Origin of the sequence: Amycolatopsis circi (assembly GCF_003385235.1) — a bacterium.
Classification (GTDB): domain Bacteria; phylum Actinomycetota; class Actinomycetes; order Mycobacteriales; family Pseudonocardiaceae; genus Amycolatopsis; species Amycolatopsis circi.
Window position 1 is genome coordinate 18210 of the sequence record NZ_PQIA01000046.1, and the last position, 13832, is coordinate 32041.

At 69.2% G+C, this 13832-nt stretch carries 18 protein-coding genes; 9 read left to right on the top strand and 9 right to left on the bottom strand.

All coding sequences use genetic code 11. From position 1 onward, the window contains the following. Nucleotide 1: 1 nt before the first annotated feature. Complete coding sequence (locus tag D0D37_RS20835; protein ID WP_116202232.1) at nucleotides 2-346, bottom strand: DUF1330 domain-containing protein; 345 nt, start codon at nucleotides 344-346, stop codon at nucleotides 2-4. Between the two features lie 86 nt (nucleotides 347-432). Next, nucleotides 433-1359 (bottom strand): helix-turn-helix transcriptional regulator, encoded by a 927-nt coding sequence (locus tag D0D37_RS20840; protein ID WP_116202233.1) that lies wholly within the window; start codon nucleotides 1357-1359, stop codon nucleotides 433-435. Between the two features lie 88 nt (nucleotides 1360-1447). On the opposite strand from D0D37_RS20840, the gene D0D37_RS20845 reads away from it, so the two are divergent. Beyond that, nucleotides 1448-1873: a VOC family protein gene (locus D0D37_RS20845; protein WP_116202234.1), complete on the top strand. Its 426-nt coding sequence runs from the start codon at nucleotides 1448-1450 to the stop codon at nucleotides 1871-1873. After that, entirely contained in the window at nucleotides 1870-2187 is a 318-nt protein-coding gene (locus D0D37_RS20850) for a YdeI/OmpD-associated family protein (protein ID WP_116202235.1), read from the top strand. The genes D0D37_RS20845 and D0D37_RS20850 overlap by 4 nt, the downstream gene beginning before the upstream one ends. A 29-nt stretch (nucleotides 2188-2216) precedes the next feature. Here D0D37_RS20850 and priA read toward each other — a convergent pair whose 3' ends face one another. Together priA and hisH are read right to left on the bottom strand one after the other, a co-directional pair. Continuing rightward, nucleotides 2217-2948 (bottom strand): bifunctional 1-(5-phosphoribosyl)-5-((5-phosphoribosylamino)methylideneamino)imidazole-4-carboxamide isomerase/phosphoribosylanthranilate isomerase PriA, encoded by a 732-nt coding sequence (gene priA, locus D0D37_RS20855; protein WP_116202272.1) that lies wholly within the window; start codon nucleotides 2946-2948, stop codon nucleotides 2217-2219. Nucleotides 2949-3049: 101 nt separating this feature from the next. After that, on the bottom strand, nucleotides 3050-3670 hold the full coding sequence (hisH, locus tag D0D37_RS20860; protein WP_116202236.1) for an imidazole glycerol phosphate synthase subunit HisH: 621 nt from the start codon (nucleotides 3668-3670) through the stop codon (nucleotides 3050-3052). A 130-nt stretch (nucleotides 3671-3800) separates the two neighbouring features. Between hisH and D0D37_RS20865 the strand changes: the two genes are divergently transcribed. Then, a complete protein-coding gene (locus D0D37_RS20865) occupies nucleotides 3801-3986 on the top strand; it encodes a hypothetical protein (protein ID WP_043828918.1) in 186 nt (61 codons plus the stop codon). 33 nt (nucleotides 3987-4019) lie between these two features. Here the strand turns inward: D0D37_RS20865 and D0D37_RS20870 are convergent, their stop codons facing one another. After that, nucleotides 4020-4910: a transketolase family protein gene (locus D0D37_RS20870; protein WP_116202237.1), complete on the bottom strand. Its 891-nt coding sequence runs from the start codon at nucleotides 4908-4910 to the stop codon at nucleotides 4020-4022. Continuing rightward, nucleotides 4910-5608, bottom strand: a complete 699-nt coding sequence (locus D0D37_RS20875) for a thiamine pyrophosphate-dependent enzyme (protein WP_116202238.1) — start codon at nucleotides 5606-5608, stop codon at nucleotides 4910-4912. Before D0D37_RS20875 ends, D0D37_RS20870 begins: the two co-directional genes overlap by 1 nt. A 53-nt stretch (nucleotides 5609-5661) precedes the next feature. On the opposite strand from D0D37_RS20875, the gene soxR reads away from it, so the two are divergent. The 3 genes from soxR to D0D37_RS20890 are packed head-to-tail and all read left to right on the top strand — an operon-like array spanning nucleotide 5662 to nucleotide 6972. Continuing rightward, nucleotides 5662-6123 carry a redox-sensitive transcriptional activator SoxR gene (gene soxR, locus D0D37_RS20880; protein ID WP_116202239.1) on the top strand — a complete coding sequence of 154 codons (462 nt, stop codon included), beginning with the start codon at nucleotides 5662-5664 and terminating at the stop codon, nucleotides 6121-6123. A 46-nt stretch (nucleotides 6124-6169) separates the two neighbouring features. After that, nucleotides 6170-6718, top strand: coding sequence for an RNA 2'-phosphotransferase (locus D0D37_RS20885; protein WP_116202240.1), 549 nt, complete (start codon nucleotides 6170-6172; stop codon nucleotides 6716-6718). A 35-nt stretch (nucleotides 6719-6753) separates the two neighbouring features. Beyond that, a complete protein-coding gene (locus D0D37_RS20890) occupies nucleotides 6754-6972 on the top strand; it encodes a hypothetical protein (protein ID WP_116202241.1) in 219 nt (72 codons plus the stop codon). Nucleotides 6973-7093: 121 nt separating this feature from the next. Here D0D37_RS20890 and D0D37_RS20895 read toward each other — a convergent pair whose 3' ends face one another. Together D0D37_RS20895 and D0D37_RS20900 are read right to left on the bottom strand one after the other, a co-directional pair. Beyond that, nucleotides 7094-7909: a class I SAM-dependent methyltransferase gene (locus tag D0D37_RS20895; RefSeq protein WP_116202242.1), complete on the bottom strand. Its 816-nt coding sequence runs from the start codon at nucleotides 7907-7909 to the stop codon at nucleotides 7094-7096. Nucleotides 7910-7979: 70 nt separating this feature from the next. Continuing rightward, entirely contained in the window at nucleotides 7980-8558 is a 579-nt protein-coding gene (locus D0D37_RS20900; protein WP_116202243.1) for a TetR/AcrR family transcriptional regulator, read from the bottom strand. 194 nt (nucleotides 8559-8752) lie between these two features. On the opposite strand from D0D37_RS20900, the gene D0D37_RS20905 reads away from it, so the two are divergent. Both D0D37_RS20905 and D0D37_RS20910 read left to right on the top strand, forming a co-directional pair. Continuing rightward, a complete protein-coding gene (locus tag D0D37_RS20905; RefSeq protein ID WP_116202244.1) occupies nucleotides 8753-10936 on the top strand; it encodes an MMPL family transporter in 2184 nt (727 codons plus the stop codon). Nucleotides 10937-10989: 53 nt separating this feature from the next. After that, nucleotides 10990-11652 carry a GNAT family N-acetyltransferase gene (locus D0D37_RS20910; protein ID WP_244223595.1) on the top strand — a complete coding sequence of 221 codons (663 nt, stop codon included), beginning with the start codon at nucleotides 10990-10992 and terminating at the stop codon, nucleotides 11650-11652. Between the two features lie 880 nt (nucleotides 11653-12532). Here D0D37_RS20910 and D0D37_RS47135 read toward each other — a convergent pair. Then, on the bottom strand, nucleotides 12533-12691 hold the full coding sequence (locus D0D37_RS47135; protein WP_009074926.1) for a hypothetical protein: 159 nt from the start codon (nucleotides 12689-12691) through the stop codon (nucleotides 12533-12535). 17 nt (nucleotides 12692-12708) lie between these two features. Between D0D37_RS47135 and D0D37_RS20915 the strand changes: the two genes are divergently transcribed. After that, complete coding sequence (locus tag D0D37_RS20915) at nucleotides 12709-13446, top strand: MBL fold metallo-hydrolase (protein WP_116202246.1); 738 nt, start codon at nucleotides 12709-12711, stop codon at nucleotides 13444-13446. Nucleotides 13447-13832: the final 386 nt, after the last annotated feature.

The window sequence follows — 13832 nt, forward strand, 5'->3', positions numbered from 1 at the left end:
GTCACTGGGCCGCCGCGCGGAGCCGGGCGCCCATCGCGGCCGAATCGTGGTCCGGCCCGCAGCCCTCGGCCAGGATCACGTCGCCAACGAGATGGTCGGTGCGCAGGTGCAGGATTTTGCGGTAATCCGCCGATGCGTACCACGCCTCGGCGGCGGCGAAATCGGGGAATTCGAGCACGACGGTCGCGCCCGGCCAGGCGCCTTCCAGCACTCGGGTCTGTCCACCGTGGACCAGGAACCGGCCCGCGAACGGGTCGAGCGTCGCCTGGATCAGCTCCAGGTACTCGTAGACCTCGGTGTGCACGGTTCCGGGCTGACGCAGGTGGGCGATGGCGTAGGCGGTCATGTCCGGCTCCTCGGGTCGATTTCGTTGCCTGCCAAGCAATCCTGTCCGATCCGGTGCACAGCGTCGATTACCTGGCGGGTAAGCGTTCAGCTCCCGTAGCGGGCCGTCAGCTCCCGTCCGATGCGCGCGAGTTCGACGCGGACCGACTCCGGTTCCACCACCTCGACCATGGCTCCCCATCCCGCCAACTGTTCCGCGATCGAGCGCGCCCAATGCGCCGCCACCTTCACCTGAACCCGGCCGTCCTGCTCCCCGATCACCTCGCAGTGCCGCGCGAAATGCGACCGCAGCACGGACAAATACCGCGCGTCGACCAGCACAGTGGCCGAGACAAGCGAACGCCGCTGCTCCATCTCCTCCACGACCCGCGCCCACTGTTCGCGGAGATCGAAGTCGTCCGGCCGCTCCGAAGGCAGGTCCGTGGTTTCCGCCGCCGAGATCCGGTCGACGCGGAAAGTCCGTTGTCCCGCAGGGGTTCCGGCGATGAGATACCAGACGCCGTCCTTGTCGGCGAGGCCGTAAGGATCGATTAGCCGCGCTTTGCCGCTGTAGTCGAACCGCACCTTGCGCCGCTGCACGACCGCCTGCTGCAGCGACTGCACGAGCGCGGGCGGCTCGCGATCCTGCTCGCCCCATCCCGCCGGATCGGACACGACGGCCCGCGCGGCGGCTTCCGCGTCGGCCCGGAACGTGGCAGGCAGCGCACGGACGAGCTTGCGCAACGCGGACGACAGCTCCGCACCGCCGGACGCCGCCGGGCCCAGCATCAGGAACAACGCCTGGGACTCGGCCGCGGTCAGCCCGCTGAGGTCGGTGCGGGCCCCGCCCACGAGCGACCATCCGCCACCGCGTCCGGGCTGCGGATAGACCGGGATCCCGGCCGCCGACAACGCCTCCAGGTCACGACGCGCGGTCGCCACGGAGATCTCCAGGTCCTCAGCCAGTTCGGCAGCGGTCACCCGGCCGCGGGCCTGAAGCAGCAGGACGGCAGCGACGAGACGGTCAGCGCGCATGTTTTCGATTCTCTCGCTAAAAGTGCTCAGAAGGTGAGCACTTTGGAGGAGAAGCTAGTCCCACAAGCGAGCAGACAAGGAATCAGACATGCTTCGAGGACTCAGCACCGTCACCTTCTACTCCCCCGACTTCGAGGCGGCGAAGCGCTGGTACACCGACCTTCTTGGCGTCGCGCCGTACCTGGACACCCCGGCGTACCTGGAGTGGCGCATCGGCGATTACCAGCACGAATTCGGCATCGTGCACAGCTCGTACGCCACCAGCGAACTCTCCCGGACCGCCGATCTCGCCACCGTCGGGCAGCCCGCGGGCGCGGTCGTTTTCTGGCACGTCGAGGACGTCCCCGCGACGCTGGAACGAGTCGTCGCGATGGGCGCGAAGGTCCACGACGCCCCGCGCGACCGCGGCACCGGGTTCATCACCGCGTCGGTGATCGACCCGTGGGGCAACGTCCTCGGCCTGATGTACAACCCGCACTACGTCTCGGTCCGGGGAACGCTGGTGCAGTCATGATGATCTTCAGCGACGCCGCGTCGTGGCGTGACTGGCTGGCCGAGCACCACGATTCGGCCGCCGAGGTGTGGGTGGTGCTGGCCAAGAAGGGCGCGCCCGGGCTCACCTACGAGCAGGCGCTCCAGGAAGCGCTCTGCTACGGCTGGATCGACGGGCTGACCCGCCGCCGCGACGGCTCCACCTACACCCAGCGGTACACGCCGCGACGGCCGAAAAGCCCGTGGTCACCGCGGAATCTCGCCCGCGCCGAACTGCTCCGGAAGGAAGGCCGGATGCGACCAGCCGGACAGGTCGCGCTCGACCGGGCCGCGTGATTTCGGTTGCCCAGCAACAGTTTCCGCCGTCAGCGGACGGCGGCGAGAGCCTCCGGCAACGTGAAAGCGCCCGCGTACAGCGCCTTCCCGACAATCGAGCCCTCGACCCCGTCCGACGCCAGCCCGGCCAGCGCGCGCAGATCGTCCACACTGGACACTCCGCCGGAGGCGATCACCGGGGCGTCGGTGCGGGCGGTGACCTCGCGCAGCAGTTCCAGGTTCGGGCCGCGCAGCGTGCCGTCCTTGCTCACGTCGGTGACGACGTACCGGCTGGCCCCGTCGCGGTCGAGCCGCTCCAGGACCTCCCAGAGGTCGCCGCCGTCGGACGTCCAGCCGCGCGCGGACAGCCGGTGCCCGGCCTCGGTGATCCGCACGTCGAGCCCGATCGCGACGCGGTCGCCGTATTCGGAGACGACCTTCGCGGTCCAGTCCGGGTCCTCGAGCGCCGCGGTGCCGAGGTTGACCCGGCGCGCGCCGGTGGCGAGCGCCGCCTCGAGCGACGCGTCGTCGCGGATGCCGCCGGACAGCTCCACCTGCACGTCGAGCCGCTTGACGACGTCGGCGAGCAGCTCGCGGTTGCTGCCCTTGCCGAACGCGGCGTCGAGGTCCACGAGATGGATCCACTCGGCGCCGTCGCGCTGCCACTGCAAGGCCGCCTCGAGCGGGCTGCCGTAGGAGGTCTCGGTGCCCGCCTCGCCCTGGACGAGTCGGACCGCCTGGCCGTCGGCAACATCAACTGCGGGAAGGAGCGTGAAAGTCACGCGCACAGACTAAGCGGCGGGGTCGGGCGCACCTTCCGGGGGATCCTCCCTCGTGAGCGTTTATGCCGGTTCTCACCGGCGCCGCCGCTCACGAGGGTTGCTCAGAGTGTGCCCAGCCAGTTGCGCAGCAGTTGCGCCCCCGCGTCCCCGGACTTCTCCGGGTGGAACTGGGTCGCCCACAGCGGCCCGTTCTCCACCGCGGCGACGAAGTCCTCGCCGTGGTTGGCCCAGGTCACCTTGGGCTGCTGGCCGGCGAGTCCGGAGTCCAGCTCCCACTTCCGCGCGGCATAGGAGTGCACGAAATAGAACCGTTCCTCGGAATCGATCCCGGCGAACAGCTGCGAATCGGCGGGCGCGCGGACGGTGTTCCAGCCCATGTGCGGGAGCACGTCGGCGTGCAGGCGCTCGACCGTGCCCGGCCATTCGCCGGTGCCCTCGGTCTCCTCGCCGTGCTCGACGCCGCGCGAGAACAGGATCTGCATGCCGACGCAGATGCCCAGCACCGGACGTCCGCCCGCCAGCCGTTTGCCGATGATCCGGTGTCCGTGCACGCCCAGCAGCCCGCTCATGCACGCGGAGAACGCGCCGACGCCGGGCACCACGAGGCCGTCGGCTTCGAGTGCGGCGTGCGGGTCGGCGGTGACCTCCACCTCGGCGCCCGCGCGCGCGACGGCGCGCTCGGCCGAGCGGAGGTTTCCGGAACCGTAATCGAGGATCACCACACGAGACACGCTCCCGAGCGTAGTCCCCCGGCGAATTTCGCTCCGACCCCGTTTGGTTCGCGAGGCGACCGGGTACCCACCCAGCTATGTGTGGCACCGCCGGTGCCCCCGGACCCGGAAAGAGGACGAAATGTCCGAGTCCGATCTGCTTTGCCGGATGTTCCAAGCATGGCGGGAAGACATCGACAGCGTGCCGTTCCCGCAGTTCAGGGAGCTGACGATCCCGCTGCAGAAGACCCGCGCGGAGATCGACCTGGCGCGCCGGTCGACCGCGCGCACGGCGAACCCCGTGCGACGCGCCGACAGCGGCTGGTGACCGCGGGCAGTTTCCCGCTGCCCGGATCTCCCCTTATCCGGTGAAAAATTCCTTGAGGGACAACGCGATCGAACCCGCGTCGAGCCCGTGCACGAGGTCGTGGTCGGCGAGCGTGCCGTAGATCCGCACCTCGGTGTCCCGGCGGGTGCCGACGTTCAGCAGCCGGTGCGGCCGGTCCGCCAGCGCGTCGGCGACGCAATGCGCGGACGTTCCCTTGAGATACGGCTCCACCAGCGCGACCTCCGCGACGTCCGTCATCGCGGCGCGCAAGCCCTCGGCGTCGAACGGGCGCACCGTCGAGGTGTAGAGCACCGTCACGTCCATGCCCTCGGTCGCCTCCAGCACCCGGTCCAGCATCGGCCCGACCGCGATCACCACGCCGTGCGTCCCCTGCCGGATCGTCTGGAGGCCGACGCCTAGGTACGGCGCGGAATTCTCCTGTGCGGACAGGCGCAGGTACGTCCGGCTGTCTCCCGGCACCGAATCGAGCAGCAGCCGCCGCGCCTCCTCCGGATGACCGGGAACGTGCACGTACCAGCCTGGCAAGGAATCGATCAGCGCGACGTCGCCGGGAGCCTGATGCGTGCGGCCTTCCATTGGCATGTCGTAAGAAGCGCCGTAGGACACCAGCACCGCGCCGAGTTCCTGGTGGCTGAGGTCCAATTTGATCTGTTCGAACGCGCGCTCCACGAGGAACGCGTTGAAGGTGTGCACGATCGGCCGCAGCCCGGCGAGTGCGAGGCCCGCGCCGGTGCTCACGAGCAGCTGCTCGCGGATCCCGACGTTGATCACCCGGTCCGGATGCCGTCGCGCGGCCTCGGCGAGCGACGCGGCCGAGATGTCGGCGAGGACGACCGCCACGTCCGGGTCGGTGTTGACGATTTCTTCCGCGGTGGCCAGGAAGGTGTCCCGCATGTTCGGCATCAGTGCGCGCCTTTCGGTTCCACGACGGCGACGACCGCGAGCGGCCGTCCGGGATGAGGGGTGGTGAACGCGTCGTACAGCGCTTCGTGGTCGCGGCCGGACACTGTCCGCACGGCCCAGCCCTCCGTTTCGAAGCGGCGCGCGATGCCGCCCGGCCAGCCGTGGGTCGAGGACTGGTTGTCGATGACCACCGCGGTCAGCTTGTCTAGTCCGAGCCGCGCGGCGACGACGATCGCCTCGTGGTTGGAGCCCTCGTCGAGTTCGGCGTCGCCGATCAGCGTGACGATGCGCGAACTGAACCGGCGGGCGCGCAGGCCGAGCGCAGTGCCGATGGCGATCGGCAGTCCGTGCCCGAGCGAGCCGCTGGAGATCTCGACGCCGGGCGCGCGCACGCGGTCCGGATGGTGGCCGAGCCGCGAACGCGCCGAACTCCAGCCGGCGAGTTCGTCCTCGTCCAGCCAGCCCTTGGCGACGAGCACCGCGTAGTACGCCATCGGCCCGTGTCCCTTGGACAGCAGGAACCGGTCGCGCCCGGGTTGGCGGGCGGTTTCCGGGCCGAGGTTCAGGACGCGGTCGAACAGCACCCACAGGACGTCCAATGTGGACTCCGCGGCCGCGTGGTGTTTGTCGTCGCCGGTCATCAGCGAGATCAGCCGGGGCAGGTCCGCGTAACCCGGCTCGGAGGTCGTCGTGGTCATGTCCCGACCATGCAACCTCGACCAAACTGAAGGTCAAGCGCTAACCTGAAGCAATGACGAGGTTGGCGGACAAGCTGAGCATCGGCCAGGTCGCGGAACGCAGCGGAGTGCCGCACACCGCGCTGCGGTTCTACGAGGAACGCGGCCTGATCACGTCCGAGCGCTCGGCGGGCAACCAGCGCCGCTACGCGCGTTCGGTGCTGCGGCGGATCGCGTTCATCCGCGCCGCGCAGCGGGTCGGGCTGTCGCTGGAAGACATCAGCGCGGCGCTGGAGACGCTCCCCGCGGACCACGCGCCGACGAAGGCGGACTGGGCCCGGCTGTCGCGCGAATGGCAGACCGAACTCGACGCCCGGATCGACGCGCTGCAGCGGCTGCGGGACCGCCTGACCGGATGTGTCGGCTGCGGATGTTTGTCGCTGCGCAGCTGCGGCCTGTACAACGCGGAAGACGAACTCGCCCGCTTCGGCCCCGGTGCCAGCAAACTCCGCCCGGTCCTGGAGGGCGGCATCTGAATTCCGTTGCGCGCCACGGCGTCGGTGTGGGTTACTGCGGGTTGAAATGAACGAGAAACATCGAATCCGGGTATCGAAAAGACTGTCCCGGCACCTGCGCCACGATCCCAGCGGACTCGGCCTGACCCTCTCCCCCGGCGGCTGGATTCCGGTCGCCGAACTGCTCGCGGCGCTGGCCCGGCACCGGTTCCCGGTGAGCCGGGAGGAGCTGGACGAGGTCGTCGCGAACTGCGCCAAACAGCGGTTCGCCTTTGACGAAACGGGGACGCTAATCCGCGCCAGCCAGGGGCACAGCGTGAGCGTCGATCTGGAGCTGTCGGACGCTGTGCCGCCGGAAATCCTCTTCCATGGCACGGCGACGCGGTTCCTGCCGTCGATCTGGGCGGAGGGGCTGCGGCCGATGAAACGGCATGCCGTGCATTTGTCGGCGACTCGCGAAACCGCGTGGAAAGTCGGATCGCGGCACGGGAAACCGGTGGTGCTGACGGTCGCGGCCAGGGAAATGGCCGCGCGCGGGCACACGTTTCAGGTCAGCGACAACGGGGTGTGGCTTGTCTCGAAGGTTCCGGCCGAGTTTCTGACGGTGTCCGAGTAGCGCATACTGAATCGGTCGCGCCGAAGGAGGTGGCTATGCCCGACTACACGGTCGTCCAGTGCAGCCAAGGCCACTATTTCTCCACCATCTGGATCCCGTTCGTGTCGCTCAAGGCGATCCGGCTCGGCGACCGCCGGGTCCAGAAATGCCCGGTGTGCCACCGTTTCCGCAGTGTTGCCCGAGTTTCCGCGGACCAGCTCACCGCCGAGGAACTGCGCGCGGCGCAAGAACTGAAAGACTCCCGGCTGCCGTAATCAGCCACCGTGAGATTTACTCAGGCACCGCAAAGGTCCGTGAGGGGAACCCTGAGGGACTCTGATTCCCTCAGGGTTCCCCTCACGGACCTTGCGGGAGCCCAGGAACATTTCCGTCGCTTCAGCCGGCTTCGGTGACGCGGCACAGGATTTCGCCGTGCGGGATCGCGAACCAGCCGTCCGGGTCGGCAGCCCACGAGCGCCACGCTTCGGAGATCTCGCGGAGGTCTTCGGCGGACGCATACCCGCCTGCCACAGCCTGCTCGGCGATCTTGGAGTCCAGGATCCGGTCCGCCCACATGCCGCCCCACCACGCCCGCTCCTCCGGCGTGGAATGACACCAGATGGAAGCGCTCGGCGTGACGTCGCGCGCTCCGGCGGCGTGCGCCCAGGCCAGCAATCGCCGTCCGGCGTCGGGCTCGGCGCCGTTGCCGTGCGCGACCGCGCGGTAGACCTCCAGCCAGCGGTCCAGTCGCGAGTCCGCTGGCCACCAGAAGGCCGCGGCGTAATCGGTGTCGCGGGCGGCGACGGCACCGCCGGGCTTGGCCAGCGCCAGCATGTGCCGCAGCGCTTCCACCGGTTCGGTCAGGTGCAGCAGGACTTGGTGCGCGTGCACGACGTCGAATCGGCCGATCTCAGGGGCCGCCGTGATGTCGGCGCGCTCGAACCGGACGTTGGACACGCCTTCGCGCTTCGCGTGGGCCCGTGCCTGTTCAAGAACGGCTTCCGACAAGTCGATACCGAGCACCTCACCAGGGGCCACTCGGCGAGCGATGTCCACCGTGATTGTCCCGGGACCGCAGCCGACGTCCAGCACGCTGCGCCCAGGAAGCAGCTCCGGGGCCAGGTAGGCCGCCGAATTGTCGACGGTGCGCCAGTGCTGAGAACGTACGACGCTTTCCGCGTGCCCCTGCCCGTAAGCGCTTTCCGAAGACATAGTCCGAGATTAGGAGCGTGTTCCCAGATACTGCAACAGAATTCTCAGGATTCGAGAAAGGCCCGGGCGCTCAGCAGACCCGGCGGCGCGGCCTGCCGAGCAGCCGGCGCCCCACCCCGATCAATTCCTGGCGCAGGGTTTCGTCGTCCACCTCGGCCAGATCGGGCGCTCCGCCCGCCATCGCGATGCCGGTGAACGCCACTATCGCCGTGACGCGGGCGGTCACGTCCAGCTCCGGTCCTCCGGCCACGATCGAGATCAGCGCCTGCTTGAACCCTTCGACGCCGTGCGCCGATTTCGCGAGCGCCGCGTCGATTCCCGGATCGCTGGAGAACAGCGCGACCAGCACCCGGTGCCGCACGACGAGATCGACGAAACCGTCCAGCAGATGGTCCACCCGCGCGCCGTGGCGCCGGTGCTTCGCCGCCTCGACGACCAGCTCGTCCAGCTCCCGGATGCCCGGCTCCGCGACCGCCTCGGTGATCTCCGCCTTCGTCTTGAAGTGGTAGTACACCGCGGCTTTGGTGACGCCCAGCTCGTCGGCGATCATCTGCAGCGACGTGCCTTCCACGCCGTGCTCCGAGAACAGCCGCAGCGCAGTCGCGAGCAGCCTGGTCCGGGTGTCCGCGACCGGTTCGACGGTCGTCATCGCGCCCTCCTCGTCGAGCGGAGTGCGCTGCTCCGCAGCACATCATGATACTAGCCGAGCGACTAGCCCGACACTTGCCGTGCGGCTAGTCACATCCTAGCCGATCGGCTTGGCAGCTCCTTGCCGAACGGCTAGCTTCGAAAGGGCGATTCCAGTGCGGAGAGCCCGCTTCGGGCGCGAAACGGAGACGACTCGTGGCACCTTTCCTGTACCGGCTCGGCAGGCTGTCGTTCCGCCGCCGGGCCCTCGTGGCGGCGGTCTGGGCGCTTGTCCTCATGGCGTTGGGCGCGGGCGCGCTCACGCTGTCGGGCAAGCTGTCCGATTCGGTGACCATTCCCGGAACCGAATCGCAGCAGGCGATCGACCGGCTGGCCGAGCACTTCCCGCAGGCCGCGGCGGGCGGCGGCACCGCGCGCGTGGCGATCGCCGCGCCGGACGGGCAGAAGATCACCGACCCGGCGGGCCAGGCGGCCGTCGAGGGCGTGGTCGGCAAGCTGAAGTCCGCGCCGAAGGTGGCCTCGGTCGTCGACCCGTTCCAGGCGAAGTCGATCTCCCCGGACGGCCGCGTCGCGCTCGCGCAGGTGAGCTACCAGGTCAAGGGCTTCGAACTCGGCGACGCTGACCGCGAAGCGCTGCTCGCTACCGGCAATCACGCGAAGCAGTTGGGATATCAGGTCGAGTACGGCGGCGACGCGGTGCAGGGCATCCCGGCGACCGGGGCCACCGAAGGACTCGGCGTCGCGGTCGCGGCGGTCGTCCTGATCATCACCTTCGGTTCGCTGCTGGCCGCCGGAATTCCGTTGCTCACCGCGTTGATCGGGGTCGGCGTCGGGATGGCGGGCATCATGCTGGCGTCGGGTTCGATGGAGCTGAACTCCAACACTCCGGTGCTGGCGTTGATGATCGGGCTCGCGGTGGGCATCGACTACGCGCTCTTCATCGTCTCCCGTTATCGGCACGAACTAGCCGAGGGTCGTGAACCCGAGGAAGCCGCCGGTCGCGCTGTCGGCACCGCAGGCTCTGCCGTGGTGTTCGCCGGACTCACCGTGATCATCGCGCTCGCCGGGCTGACCGTGGTCGGCATTCCGTTCCTCGGCCAGATGGGCGTTGCCGCTGCTGCGACCGTCGTGGTCGCCGTGCTCATCGCGTTGACGCTGCTGCCCGCCGTGCTCGGCTTCGCCGGCACTCGCGTCGGCAACAACAAGATCCGCGTGCGCCGCCGCACCGAGGGTCCGACGCACGGCGAACGCTGGGCGCGTTTCGTTGCGCGGCACCGGGTTCCGGTGCTGCTGGCCGCACTCGTCGGGTTGGCCGTGGTCGCGATTCCCGCGTTGAGCATGCAACTCGGCCTGCCCAACGACAGCACCGCCGCGCCGGACACCACGCAGCGCAAGGCGTACGACCTGGTCAGCAAGGGCTTCGGCGAGGGCGCGAACGGACCGCTGCTGGTCGTCGTCGACACCGGCCCGAACCACAACCCGGCTTCGCTGAAGCAGGCCGCCGCGGACATCGGCAAGCTGCCGGACGTCGCCGCGGTGACGCCGCCGAAGGTCAACCCGGCCGGGGACACCGCGGTGCTCACGGTGATCCCGAAGAGCGGCCCGAGCAGCACGCAGACCGAGGACCTCGTGTCGGCGATCCGCGCACAATCCGGTCCGCTGCAGGAAAACACCGGCGGCAGCCTCGCGGTGACCGGCCAGACCGCGGCCAACATCGACGTGTCGCAGAAGCTGTCCGACGCGATGCTGCCCTACCTCGCGCTGATCGTCGGGCTGGCGTTCCTGTTGCTGATGCTGGTGTTCCGGTCGGTCGTGGTGCCGCTGAAGGCGACGCTCGGGTTCCTGGGCTCGGTGGTCGCGACGTTCGGCGCGGTCGTCGCGGTGTTCCAGTGGGGCTGGCTCACCGATCTGCTCGGCGTCGCCTCGACCGGTCCGATCATGAGCATGCTGCCGATCCTGCTGATCGGCGTCCTGTTCGGACTCGCGATGGACTACCAGGTGTTCCTGGTGACCCGGATGCGCGAGGAACACGTGCACGGAGCCGAGCCGCAGGAGGCGATGGCGACCGGGTTCCGGCACGGCGCGCGGGTCGTCGTGGCGGCGGCGCTGATCATGATCTCGGTGTTCGCCGGGTTCGTGCTGGCCGAGTCGACGCTGATCCAGTCGATCGGGTTCGCGCTGGCCTTCGGCGTGCTGGTGGACGCGTTCGTGATCCGGATGACCATCGTGCCCGCGGTGATGTCCCTGCTCGGACGCGGCGCGTGGTGGCTGCCGAAGTGGCTGGACCGGATCCTGCCGAACGTCGATGTCGAGGGCGAGGGCCTGGTCCGCGAACTCGGCGCCCCCGGCGACGACGAACGCGAACTGACGCGGGTCTGATTTTTGTCGGTGTCTGATTTTTGTCGGTGCTGGTTCGTACCATCGGTTCATCGGTGAGCACAGGGGGCTTGATGATCGAGGACACGGTACGGACTTGGGTGGCGGGATGGGCGTTGTCGCGGCAGACCCCGCCGCCGGTCGAGAAGCCATGGGGGCTTTTCGTCGAGGTCCCGGACAATCCGGCGGAGGCAGGCAGGCACGTCCTGCCCGAAGCTGAGGAATCGCTGGTCCGCGCCGCCGCGGGCGCGGTCAGCGAACCTCGGACGTGGCTGAAAGCGCCCGCCGAACCGGAGACGCTGGAGCCGTGGATGCCGGACGGCTGGGTCGTCGCGTGGCAGGACACCGGGCATCTGATGGCGACGGACCTGCTGGCCACGAACCCGGTCGCGCCGGAGGGCTACACGGTGACGATGGAGATCAGGGGAGCCGTCACGTTCCTCCGGGTGCTGGACGCGTCGGGCGAGCAGGCGGCGAAGGGCCAGATGGCAAAGGTCGGCGACGCGGTGATCGTGGACCGGGTGTCGACCGAGGAGGCACACCGGCGACGCGGCCTGGGCGGGTTCGTGATGCGCACGCTCGCCGACCGCGCTCTCGAGGACGGTGCGGTGCTCGGTGTCCTCGGGGCTACGGATGCCGGGCGGGCGCTGTACGAGACGTTGGGGTGGAAGAAGCACGCGACGCTGGGCGAGTGCATTTATCAGCCGCTGGAGCCTTAGGGGTGGGGAGGCGCGCGGTAGGTGCTGCCGCGTTAAGGCGAGGAGAAGCGCGCGGCAGGCGCGGGGAGGTGGCGTTAGGCGCGGAGAGGCGCACGTCGGCGCTCGGAGAGGCGAGCGTCGGGCGCTCGGAGATCCGCGTCGGTGGCGGAGAAGCGCGCGGTTGGTGCGGAGAGGTCGCGTTCGTCGCGAAGAAGCACGCGTCAAGCGCGAGAAGCTCCGCGTTAGTCGCGGAGAAGCGCGCGGCAGGAGTGGGCAGGTCGCGTTAGGCGCGGAGAGGCGCGCATCGGGCGCTCGGAGAGGCGCGTTAGTGGCCGAGAAGCGCGCGGTTGGTGCGGAGAGGTTGCGTTCGTCGCGAAGAAGCACGCGTCAAGCGCGAGAAGCTCCGCGTTAGTCGCGGAGAAGCGCGCGGCAGGAGTGGGCAGGTCGCGTTAGGCGCGGAGAGGCGCGCATCGGACGCTCGGAGATCCGCGTTAGTGGCCGAGAAGCGCGGCGGTTGGTGCGGAGAGGTCGCGTTGGTCACGGGGACGTGTCAGGCGAGGGAAGGTCGCGTTAGTCGCGAAGAAGCACGCGTCAAGCGTGAGAAGCTCCGCGTTGGTCGCGCGGAGGTAGGTACGTGTCAGGTTCGAGCGGGGCTGTGTTGGTCGCTCGGAGGCGCGCGTCAGGTGCGGGAGGGTCGCGTTAGACGCGGAGAACTGCACGTCAGGTGCGGGAAGATCCGCGTTGGCCGTGGAGAAACGCGTGTCACGTGCGGGGAGATCGCGTCAAGCGCACGGAGTCCTGGCTAGTCGCGAGGAGGTTCGCGTTCGTCGCGCGGAGGCCGGGCGTAGTTGTGCGGAGATCCGAGGCAGGTGCAGGGCAGGTGCGGGAAGGTCCGCGTCGGTCAGCTGACCAGCCAGGCGATGGCCCCGCCGATCGCCAGCACCGCGGCGACGCCCAGCACCACAGCGAAGAACTTCGCGGTCTTCCACAGCGAGTAGACCCCGCCGGCCAGGAAGCCGCCGAGGGCCAGCAGCAGGACCGCGATCAGCTCTTTGCTCACAGGGGTTAGCGTGCCACATGGCCTTCACCGTGACGGTACTGGGCAGCGCGACACCGTACCCGCGCCCGGACGCTCCCTGCTCCGGGTACCTGGTGCGCCACGAGGACACCTCGATCTGGCTCGACGCCGGGCCCGGCACCCTCGCTGCGCTGCAGGAACACGTCTCGCCGGCGGAACTCGACGCGATCTGGATCTCGCATCTGCACGCGGACCACGTCGCGGATCTGTTACCAGCGGTGTACGCGCTGTTGTTCGCGGATCTGCGGCTCACGCGCCCGATCCCGCTGTACGGCCCGCCGGGGACCTCGGCGCGGATCTCCGCCTTCCTCAGCAACACCGGCCGCGCGCCGATCGAGGAGGCGTTCGCCGTCCGGGAGTTGCACGACGGACGGCGGACCCGGGTCGGCGGCCTGCAGCTGGAGACGGTGGCCGTGTCGCACGGGTTTCCGGCGTTCGGGGTGCGGATCACCGACGGGACGCGGACTTTCGCGTACTCCGGGGACACCGGCCCGTGCGAGGCGCTTTCGACGTTGGCGGAAGGGACGGATCTGTTCCTGTGCGAGGCGGACAGCATCGAGCCGTCCGCGGAACATCTGACACCCGAGGAGGCGGGCCGCGCGGCCGCTGGGGCTGCGCGGCTGGTGCTCACGCATGTCGGCCACACGGTCACCCCACGCGACGCGGTTCGCCTTGCCGCCGAACACTTTCCCGGTCCGGTGGCTTACGCCGCGCCGCGCACGGTGTTCCGCGTGTGAGTTGTCAGCTCGTGAGATCCCCTGGCCAGGTTCGTTTCAACGGCGGAATCTCGCCCCGCAGAATTCTTGCCCATTCTCGCTGATCACGAGACGACTTCGGACGGTGTTCTTCCAGGATCGCGAACTCCCCCAGCGAACCGAGTGCGCGCGTCGCGGCGATCCGCGCCTCCCGGAGGATGTCCTGGAGAAGATCGATCAGCAACTCCCGGACTCGGGCTGGCGGAGTCGGCTGAAGCCGAATTGGTACCGGGCGACGATCGGCGCTCTGCTCGGCCGGGCCGGTCGGCGGTCCTCGGCTGGCCTGTCCGTCCGGGACGAGGGCGAGCAGCGGTTCCGGCGCACGATCCGATCGCGTTCCACGAGGATCCGGTCGCCAGCGTGTTCGC

Coding starts and splice junctions, on each gene's coding strand:
- D0D37_RS20895 (WP_116202242.1), bottom strand. CDS start 7,909: ATGTCTTCGGAAAGCGCTTACGGGCAGGGGCACGCGGAAAGCGTCGTA.
- D0D37_RS20835 (WP_116202232.1), bottom strand. CDS start 346: ATGACCGCCTACGCCATCGCCCACCTGCGTCAGCCCGGAACCGTGCAC.
- D0D37_RS20875 (WP_116202238.1), bottom strand. CDS start 5,608: ATGACCACGACGACCTCCGAGCCGGGTTACGCGGACCTGCCCCGGCTG.
- D0D37_RS20885 (WP_116202240.1), top strand. CDS start 6,170: ATGAACGAGAAACATCGAATCCGGGTATCGAAAAGACTGTCCCGGCAC.
- D0D37_RS20870 (WP_116202237.1), bottom strand. CDS start 4,910: ATGCCGAACATGCGGGACACCTTCCTGGCCACCGCGGAAGAAATCGTC.
- D0D37_RS20840 (WP_116202233.1), bottom strand. CDS start 1,359: ATGCGCGCTGACCGTCTCGTCGCTGCCGTCCTGCTGCTTCAGGCCCGC.
- D0D37_RS20865 (WP_043828918.1), top strand. CDS start 3,801: ATGTCCGAGTCCGATCTGCTTTGCCGGATGTTCCAAGCATGGCGGGAA.
- soxR (WP_116202239.1), top strand. CDS start 5,662: ATGACGAGGTTGGCGGACAAGCTGAGCATCGGCCAGGTCGCGGAACGC.
- D0D37_RS20845 (WP_116202234.1), top strand. CDS start 1,448: ATGCTTCGAGGACTCAGCACCGTCACCTTCTACTCCCCCGACTTCGAG.
- D0D37_RS20900 (WP_116202243.1), bottom strand. CDS start 8,558: ATGACGACCGTCGAACCGGTCGCGGACACCCGGACCAGGCTGCTCGCG.
- D0D37_RS20850 (WP_116202235.1), top strand. CDS start 1,870: ATGATGATCTTCAGCGACGCCGCGTCGTGGCGTGACTGGCTGGCCGAG.
- D0D37_RS20890 (WP_116202241.1), top strand. CDS start 6,754: ATGCCCGACTACACGGTCGTCCAGTGCAGCCAAGGCCACTATTTCTCC.
- D0D37_RS20915 (WP_116202246.1), top strand. CDS start 12,709: ATGGCCTTCACCGTGACGGTACTGGGCAGCGCGACACCGTACCCGCGC.